This is a genomic window from Deltaproteobacteria bacterium, assembly GCA_009929795.1.
In the GTDB taxonomy this organism is placed as follows: Bacteria; Desulfobacterota; Desulfovibrionia; order Desulfovibrionales; family Desulfomicrobiaceae; genus RZZR01.
On record RZZR01000397.1, the window covers coordinates 1 to 1,105 of the forward strand.

Annotated in this window: 2 protein-coding genes; both read left to right on the forward strand. The window is 65.4% G+C overall.

The features are described 5' to 3' along the window. The first annotated feature begins 178 nt into the window (after positions 1–178). Positions 179–658, forward strand: a complete 480-nt coding sequence (gene radC / locus EOM25_15265) for a DNA repair protein RadC (protein NCC26539.1) — start codon at positions 179–181, stop codon at positions 656–658. Positions 659–717: 59 nt separating this feature from the next. Next, positions 718–1,105: DUF1738 domain-containing protein (locus EOM25_15270; protein NCC26540.1), on the forward strand; the 388-nt coding region annotated here is incomplete at its 3' end.

The window sequence follows — 1,105 nt, forward strand, 5'->3', positions numbered from 1 at the left end:
TCCGGGAGCAGGCTCTCGGCTGACCGAACCCAAGACCAATCCGAACAGGGGCAGGCAGGCCTGCCCCTGAAAGACAAGGTTGCGGCGCAGGACCACGGCCGCAATTCAAGCGAAAAAAATCCCTGACGGGGCACACCGCCCCGATGGGCTGTTGTGCCCCGTCCCATGGAGGCACGACATGCTCTACAGCAGAGACACCAGCGGGTGCTACCAGCCCGCATCCAGGGACACCATCCTCGCCGCGGCCCGCAGACTGAGCAGCTGTCAGCTCCGGCGCGGGGCGGCCATCACCTCACCCCTTGCCGCCAGGGAGGCCATCGGCCTCAAGCTGGCCGGACTGGAATACGAATCGTTTGCCTGCCTGTTTCTCGACGGCCGCCACCAGGTGCTCGCCTGGCGGGAGCTGTTCCACGGCTCGGTCAACCGGACCACGGTCCACCCGCGCGAGATCGTCAAGGAGGCCCTGCGCCTGAACGCCGCGGTGGTCATCCTGGCGCACAACCATCCCTCGGGCAGCACCCTGCCGAGCAGTGAGGACATCGAGCTGACCCGGGCGCTCACCGAGATCCTGGCGATCATCGATGTGCGCGTGCTCGATCACCTGATCGTGGGCGAAGAGATCGTCGCCCTGACCGAAACCGGCCACCATCAACCATGAAACCCGTTGGGGACAGACGCCCCATCGGGCTCGTCCCCCGGCACCCAAGGAGCGAGATCATGCAACCTGACAAACCATCCATCTACGAGCAAATCACCGGCAAGATCGTCACCGCCCTGGAGAACGGCGTCAACCCCTGGGCCAGGCCCTGGCACACGATTCACTCCGGGCCGTTTCGCAATGCGCTCACCAACCGGCCGTATCGGGGCATGAACGTGCTCCTGCTCAATCTGATGGCGCTGTCGCGGGGCCATGTCGACCCGCGCTGGCTCACCTTTCGCAATGCCGAGCAGTTGGGCGGCTATGTGCGCAAGGGAGAGAAGGGCGCGGCCATCGTCTTCTGGAAGTTTTTGCCCGCCCGGGACCGGGATGGCGAGACGGAACCGGCTGCGGCCAACGATGACGACCACGAACCGAAGAAGGTCCCCTTTGCCCGCAGCTACCCGG

Bases quoted from the DNA above. Each gene is read 5' to 3' on its own strand.
- radC (NCC26539.1), top strand. From the start codon at position 179: ATGCTCTACAGCAGAGACACCAGCGGGTGCTACCAGCCCGCATCCAGG.